The organism is Bacillus nitratireducens, assembly GCF_036320425.1.
In the GTDB taxonomy this organism is placed as follows: domain Bacteria; phylum Bacillota; class Bacilli; order Bacillales; family Bacillaceae_G; genus Bacillus_A; species Bacillus_A nitratireducens.
The window spans coordinates 1-7144 of record NZ_JAUMJO010000028.1; the positions used below are offsets into that span (position 1 = coordinate 1).

General features: G+C 35.7%; 11 protein-coding genes and 1 pseudogene. 4 read left to right on the forward strand and 8 right to left on the reverse strand.

The window, feature by feature from the left end; all coding sequences use genetic code 11:
* The 6 genes from Q3V31_RS30430 to Q3V31_RS30455 form a co-directional block, all read right to left on the reverse strand.
* Positions 1 to 662: T7SS effector LXG polymorphic toxin (locus tag Q3V31_RS30430; protein ID WP_329767689.1), on the reverse strand; the 662-nt coding region annotated here is incomplete at its 3' end.
* The gene (locus tag Q3V31_RS30435) at positions 663 to 1379 is read right to left on the reverse strand and encodes a DUF4176 domain-containing protein (protein ID WP_044441008.1); all 717 of its coding nucleotides are present in this window, start codon (positions 1377 to 1379) and stop codon (positions 663 to 665) included.
* Position 1380: 1 nt separating this feature from the next.
* Positions 1381 to 1668, reverse strand: coding sequence for a TIGR04197 family type VII secretion effector (locus tag Q3V31_RS30440; RefSeq protein WP_087996717.1), 288 nt, complete (start codon positions 1666 to 1668; stop codon positions 1381 to 1383).
* Between the two features lie 18 nt (positions 1669 to 1686).
* Positions 1687 to 2118, reverse strand: a complete 432-nt coding sequence (locus Q3V31_RS30445; protein WP_329767690.1) for a DUF5082 family protein — start codon at positions 2116 to 2118, stop codon at positions 1687 to 1689.
* Positions 2119 to 2236: 118 nt separating this feature from the next.
* Entirely contained in the window at positions 2237 to 2497 is a 261-nt protein-coding gene (locus tag Q3V31_RS30450; RefSeq protein ID WP_144488638.1) for a hypothetical protein, read from the reverse strand.
* 167 nt (positions 2498 to 2664) lie between these two features.
* Entirely contained in the window at positions 2665 to 2961 is a 297-nt protein-coding gene (locus tag Q3V31_RS30455; protein ID WP_144488639.1) for a WXG100 family type VII secretion target, read from the reverse strand.
* A 342-nt stretch (positions 2962 to 3303) separates the two neighbouring features.
* On the opposite strand from Q3V31_RS30455, the pseudogene Q3V31_RS30460 reads away from it, so the two are divergent.
* The 4 genes and pseudogenes from Q3V31_RS30460 to Q3V31_RS30475 form a co-directional block, all read left to right on the forward strand.
* Positions 3304 to 3477 (forward strand): annotated as a pseudogene (locus Q3V31_RS30460) (IS6 family transposase); the annotation flags it as partial.
* 80 nt (positions 3478 to 3557) lie between these two features.
* The gene (locus Q3V31_RS30465; protein ID WP_090814634.1) at positions 3558 to 3881 is read left to right on the forward strand and encodes a helix-turn-helix domain-containing protein; all 324 of its coding nucleotides are present in this window, start codon (positions 3558 to 3560) and stop codon (positions 3879 to 3881) included.
* 32 nt (positions 3882 to 3913) lie between these two features.
* Complete coding sequence (locus Q3V31_RS30470) at positions 3914 to 4744, forward strand: IS3 family transposase (RefSeq protein WP_245749822.1); 831 nt, start codon at positions 3914 to 3916, stop codon at positions 4742 to 4744.
* 147 nt (positions 4745 to 4891) lie between these two features.
* Positions 4892 to 5566, forward strand: coding sequence for an IS6 family transposase (locus tag Q3V31_RS30475; protein ID WP_420866277.1), 675 nt, complete (start codon positions 4892 to 4894; stop codon positions 5564 to 5566).
* Between the two features lie 189 nt (positions 5567 to 5755).
* Here Q3V31_RS30475 and Q3V31_RS30480 read toward each other — a convergent pair whose 3' ends face one another.
* Both Q3V31_RS30480 and Q3V31_RS30485 read right to left on the reverse strand, forming a co-directional pair.
* Positions 5756 to 6364 (reverse strand): hypothetical protein, encoded by a 609-nt coding sequence (locus Q3V31_RS30480; RefSeq protein WP_090814631.1) that lies wholly within the window; start codon positions 6362 to 6364, stop codon positions 5756 to 5758.
* Positions 6365 to 6377: 13 nt separating this feature from the next.
* Positions 6378 to 7144: TNT domain-containing protein (locus Q3V31_RS30485; protein ID WP_329767691.1), on the reverse strand; the 767-nt coding region annotated here is incomplete at its 5' end.

The following is a 7144-nucleotide window of genomic DNA, read 5'->3' on the forward strand; positions in this document are numbered from 1 at the left end:
ATTTGTGTATCCATTTCATGAATGCCTTTTGCCAAATCATCTAGTGCAAAGAAAGCTTGCAGTTGCGGATCAGTATAAGATAAACTACCCATCTTCCCTGCAATTTGAACTTGGTTGTTTAAGGCATTGAGGATGTTTTCCGCATCGCTTTTTTCTTTTTTGCTTTCAAATTGCTGTACTTTTTGAATCGTATCCTCTAGTTCTTTGCTGGCTGCAACCAGTTTTTCATCAAACTGGCTGTTCGGCATACTCAGTGAAATCAAATCACTTACGCTGTTGTAAATATTAGAGATGCGACTATCCATTTCATGTTTCTTGGGTTGAAGATTGGAAAGTTTGTTCTGCGCTTGAAGCAATGCATCTTCTAGAATAACCGCATTCTCATGACTTTCTCCCGTTGTTGACTGAAAATCTTGTAAAGTTGTCGACATTTCCGCAATGAGTAATTCATTGGTATTTTTCAACCCAATCACAACTGTATTTTGGTTATTGTTGATGTCGTTGACTATCGCATTTCCTGTTGCACCCTGCATGGCATCGGCCTGGATAATGCCATTCAATGCGTTTTTGGCTTGTTCAAGTTGTTCATTGGTTTTACTGGTGTCTTTTTGGAGTTTTGCCAGTATTTCATTGAATTCCTTTAAATCTACTTGAAAGCCCATTTAATCGGCCTCGCTTTCTGTTGAAGTATGAACAGCTTCATAGAAAGCGAGCGCTTTATCTAGTGGTAAAAAGGCACTGGATAACTTGCCATTTGCTACTTGCATACTTCGTAAGAAAGTAAAAGCAAATTGTTCTTCCCATTCATTCGTCATCCCAGGTGAAACAACTCGCTTAATCATCATATTGGACACATAAATCGCTGGTGTGTTGCTCATTTCACCAAACGGCCACAAGTAACCAAGATAATCTACCACATAATCGTTAAATCCCTCTCTTAACGGTACTTTGCGCCCTGTTAAAATCACGAGTTCTCCGAGTTCACTATTCTTGAACATATTTTGAATTACTTCTGGCATCATGTCTACGTCCAATTCCACAACGGTACCCAGCGGTAAAATTTCGCTATAACACGCATCAATCAAACCCATCAAACGTAAAAATTGAGAAAATGGAATGACTAATTGCGTTTCTAATCGTTCAAAACGAATTGTCTCATTCGGATAATCAAATGTCACTGAGAATTTTGCGCCGATTTTTGGTTTGTTCTCAAAGACATCTTCTTGATTTCGAAACGCCTTGTAAACCTCACGAAAAAGGGAAGGCTGATTCCCCAGCAAGTTACCCATTTGTAATAGTTCGTCAGTAATCTCTAAATCTAATGTTTTGTCATTTTGTAAAACAACTTCTAAAAGTTCTCGTTTGTTATATTCGACCATATTATTTGAACCTCGCTGTATTTTGTTGGATTACATTCGCCATTTTAGCATCTTCATCGACAATTTTGTCCGCGACGGCTTTCATTTTGCCCGTGTCAGCAGAAGATACTCCTTTAAATGCTTCTAAAGTTGTTCCGGCTTTCTCTACTAAATTTTGAAAACCCGTCAACCGAGATAGATTATTCTTGGTAATGTTCGGTGAGGGAACTTTCTCTATCTGACTAACTGCGCTCTCTGCATTTGTGACTGCACTTTTAAATTTCCCTTTATCTATACCTATTTTCCCCATTGGTATTTTCTCCTTTTTCTATAACATAGCACGCAAACCGCTAATACTTGCTGAAATGCTCGCAATAGCGTCACCTATTATAGACTGATCCATTTCTAATAGAATGATTTTATTATTCATCGCGTTTAGCTTTTCATTGTGCTTCTCTTTATCTGCATCAAGCGCTGTTGTGATTTCTTCTAATTTTTTATCGAATTTATCACGACGTGTTCCTTTGAACTGGCTTGTTGTTAGACTCCTGCCTAAATTGGTAAACTCTTTCTTATAAGAATCAAAATGATGAAGTTCTCCCTGTAAAGATCTCTTTGCGGCTTTTAAGCGCTCTAACTTTTGGGCATTTGCCCTGTGACTAGCCATTTTACTATCATAACTTGCGTTAAATCGATCAACACGTGCATGGATATCCGCTTTTCGTGCAGCTTCTTTGGCTTTATCTTCCTCTTGAGCCATAATGTTTTCCCTCCTCAAAATCTAGTTTCCCCATCAAGACTATCTTTTTGTTTTACATCAGAGTTCATCGAATAAAAGAAACTATCAGTATAGAAATAACTAACTGCAAGGACTGTTACTAACGCATCTTCAAAGCAACTACTGATTTCTTTAAATAACCATGTTTTTCTGGTACAAAACCAACGACATTTGTGGTTTCCTTATTTAGGGCAAGTGGTAATTGTAGATTATCTAACATCTCTTTTACCTGTTGATTTGTATAAAAATTATGCATAGAGATCTTTTTAGATAACATCGGAATCTTGGTAGAACTTGTGCCCTTCCATTGCTGATTTATCTGTGTAATCTCTTGTTCTAAATTATTCAATCGATCAATCAATATCACTTTCTCCATGAATTAGTAAATAAATTTGAACTTCATGTGGCTCGTCTAGTTTGATTTGCGCTCGTCCAATAATTTCTTATGGAATCAGAGCATCACGTCCGATCAGATTAATTAAAAGAGGTGTCAGCACAATGAGTTGCACCGACACCTTTTTTAAACACTTAATTTAAGCCAAACGAACTTGCATCCTGACGATCACGGTCTGCGACAGTATCTGCATATTTGGTCAACTGCGTATGAATACTTTGTAATAAATTTTCCATTTGTTTCACATTACCTTCAAGCTGTTTGAATTGATCCAAGTAAGCTCGAAAAGCTTCCCCCTGCCATTCTTGGGCAATCGTTGAATTCATAGAATTCACTTTACGAATAGCGTCTTCAATTTGTGAAGAGGCAGTTTGATAAATTTTCGCCTGAGATTTTAGTTGTTCGGGTGTGACCTTAATAGCTCCTCCCATAAAATCATCTCCTTGGTTTTTAACTATCCTTACGGATAATATAATTTTAAAATTATATTAAATCTTAGACCAAGCGAGCTTCTTTCTTTGCCCCTTATTATATACACACGTGTCTTAAATGATACATCGAAAGAAGAAGCGATAATATAAACATTAAAAAATAAATGAAATAGAAAAAGGAAGATCATAATTCAGTAGTTACAACCTCCCCGAAGAATATAAACCTTATGATGTAGAGTATTCCAAATACGGTTCTGGTGCAAAAACTTCAAGGTAATTACAAGTAATCTCTAAATCTTAGACATACTGGACACTATTACTCTATAAAGGTGTGTGATCGGTATGGAAAGGAAAAATTGGTTCAAATGGAAGTACTATCAGCCTGATATTATCTTATTAACGGTAAGATGGTACCTAAGTTTTCGTGATTTGGTGGAAATGATGGAGGGACGGGGTTTATCCATTTCTCATACAACGATTATGCGTTGGAATCATAAGGCTGCAGAGCACTTTGATATTATCCCCTTAAGGTAGACAGTGTAAAAAGACCATGAATAAACATGGATGTTACACTTTTACTTGAAGGGGATTTTATTATGGTTAAAAAAGGGGATAAATTTCAAACTTATTCAGATGAATTAAAGATACAAGTTGTAAAAAGTTATTTAAATGGTGAAGATAGCCAAACAGCTATAGCTAAGAAATATAAGCTGAAAAGTAGAACACAGTTAATGAATTGGGTCCGGAGATATCAAGAAACAGGTGATATTTCAGACTTGCGGGGAAACAACGGCGGCAATAGCGGCTTAAAAAACCTCTTGAAAGGTCGTCCTCGTACGAAATTCGATACTGTGGAAGAAGAATTGGAATACTACAAGGCGCAGGTGGCTTATTTAAAAAAGCAGTATCCAAATCTATAGGAGGTGTTCTTACTCAAACGGCTAAGTACGAGATTATTGAAGAACTACGTTCTCGATACAAAGTAACCTGGCTAGTCGTCATTGCGCAGTTAAATCAATCTAGCTACTATAAGTGGCACTCAACATGTACGCAAAGACAATTACGCCTTTCAAAGGATCATACATTACGTGAACAGATTCAAGCCATTCACATAAAACACAAGGAATACGGTTATCCTCGCATGAAAATTGCCTTACTAGAGGCTGGATTTTTAGTGAATCACAAAAAAGGATGTAGACTTATGCGAGAACTTCAAATTCAATCAATCATCCGTAAAAAGCGACGCTTTTTTAACGGGAAATCCTCAAAGGTTTTTCCGAATGTAGTAGAACAACAATTCCGAAACCGAAAACCAAATGAGGTACTTGTCATAGATATCACTTATTTGCCATTCAAAGATAAATTTCTCTATTTCTCGGTCGTTCAAGACATTTATAACAATGAAATCGTTGCTTGGAAACTCTCACATCGTAATGATTTACAACTTGTCCTAAAAACGTTAGATTTAGCAGCACAAAAAAGGGATGTGTATGGAACCATCATCCACTCAGATCAAGGATTCCAATATACATCTCATGCTTATTACCGCACGCTTCAACAGCTAAGTGCCATCGGTAGCCAAGGAAACTGCCATGACAATGCTTGCATTGAATCATTCTTCTCTCATTTTAAATCCGAAATGTTTTATCTTAATTATTATCAAACAAAGGAAGAATTAATTCAAGCTATTGAAACATACATCTATCATTACAACTACAAACGATTCCAAAAAAGGCTTAACCATCGAGCTCCGATTGAATATCGAATCTCGATGGCTGCATAGTCTTTTTTACAGCTGTCCACTTGACGGGGGTAAGATCAACCCGTCTGTCCAAAATCAGAAAGAATTCATCCATCAATTGTTTGAACTTGTAGCATAAAATATAATTCTGTTAGGAATATATGCGTTTTACTGGTTTTCATTTTATCTTTGCACCAGAACCTTCAGAAAGACATTATTTTAATAGCTGTTGGCTATTACTGTCGTTTTTCTTTAAGCTATCGTGATGTATCTGAAATTTTGAAAGAACGTGGTGTTTCAGTTCATCCTACAACTATTATGCGCTGGGTTCATGAATATGGAAATATCATCTATCAAATTTGGAAGAAGAAAAATAAATCGGTAGACCATGTTTGGCATTTAGATGAAACTTACATCAAAGTAAAAGGGGACTGGCGCTATCTTTATCGTGCAATTGATGGAGATGGTTATACTTTGGACATTCAACTTCGTAAAACACGTAATCACAAAGCTGCCTATATGTTTATGAAGCGATTAGTCAAAGCATTTGGGGAACCAACGGTTCTCACAACAGATCAAGCTCCTGCCTTACTTTGCGCTTTCAAAAAACTGAAAAGTAACGACTTTTATGTGCATACGAAACATTGCACCGTCAAACATTTCAATAATCTCATAGAACAAGATCACCGACATGTAAAAAGACGTTTTACCAAATCCGCAGGATTTCAAAGTCTTCGTCAAGCTTCACGTACCTTGAAAGGAATCGAAACGATTCATGCTATATACAAACAAAAGAGAAGTCTAGAATGTGACTTCTCTTTTTCGACGTACAAGGAATTACAGGAGTTATTCAGAACTGCTTAAACTATAACTATATTTTGCAAATGAGTTTGTGTTTTTTCAAACTTTGCAACAGAACCTTTCTGAAACTGTTTTCCTTTAAAATATCTCATGTATCATTCTCCTCAGTACATTTTCCCTACAGTTTAGCTTCATTTAAAAAACTTTGCAGCAGAACCCAACAGAGCCTTCAAAGATACATATTTGCATTCTTCAACCCAAAAGATATAATTCTTTTAAAGTTTCTATAAAATCAGAATCCGTCTTTACTTCAATCATATTAATAAGATCATAAAATTGGCTTAGTTTAAAAGAAAAATTGTATAGAACAACCGCGGCACTATTCAATTCTCTAGATTTATTTATATAAATCTTAGAGTTACTTTTCCCTAAAAATAAAACATTATATCTATCATTGGTGCTTTTTTCTAAAATTATTCTATCTGGCTTAAGTTCGAAAAAAGAATAATACTGATCATCTGAAAACGTTTTGAATATCTTTTGAATATTATTTAATGATGTTGTACTCCTAATCTCATTTCGAACATTTGTATCATACTTTCTTACTTCTAACTTACTTTTCGAAAAAATATATAAAGCCAATGCTGATTTATATTTATCTGAAAATGTATCTACTTTGTATTCTTTTCCTCTAACAACTTCAAAAATCTCATAATGATTATTTACTTTATTAAAAGTTAACTTAACAATAGTTTCAGGATAATCTTCCCCACCTAATGGTGCAACACAAATAATATTTTTTTCCCTTTTAATCACTTTAAATTCTGTTTCAATTAAATTATATATACCACTTAAGTCCATATTTCATGCTCCTTTATGGCTTTATTTGTTTAATAATTTCAAGCTCTATTAATTCTTCTATAGAGTAAGTTCGACCATTAGGTTTATATTTAATAATTTGCGTTCCTCCACCTGGCTGATCAAACCAAGGAGCAATTTTCCCTGAAGTTACTTCAAAATCAGCAATAACCTCATAAACATAATAAGGCGCTTGTTCACTATGCGGGGCCAAAGCTCTACTTGGGAACGAATCACTTTCAGGAGCTAAAAAAGAACCTGCCGGATTACCATATCTATCCAACTTCGTTCCAGGATGTAATGTTTCCACTTTTTGAGTTCCCGAAACAAATCCATCATTAGGCGGCCAATGAATTTCCCCTGTTTCTTGGTCATAGTATTTTGGATTCTTATATACATCCTCATATTTCTTATATAATTCTTCACTAGGTGGATAATTCCATTTCTTTATATTTTCAGGGATTTTCACATCATCTACATGTTTCCCAGCCTCACTAGCTCCCTTACCAACATTACCCGTACCCTTAGTTTCACTCTTAGCAACAGAAAATAACTCTCCACCAAGTGCGTTTCTTCCTCCTCCATTCCCAACACCAGCTAACAAAGGTTCAGGGAATAAATTCGGGATCTCAATATTTTTAATCTTCTCCACAACATTCTTCATACTATCCGGCAACTTATTCATTAATGCCGTTACTTCTTCCAACTTACCAACTATTTTACTATTTTTCGCGGCTACCTGAAAGACTTTTGTACCCTCTGCGAATTTTCCGAATGCAGCTG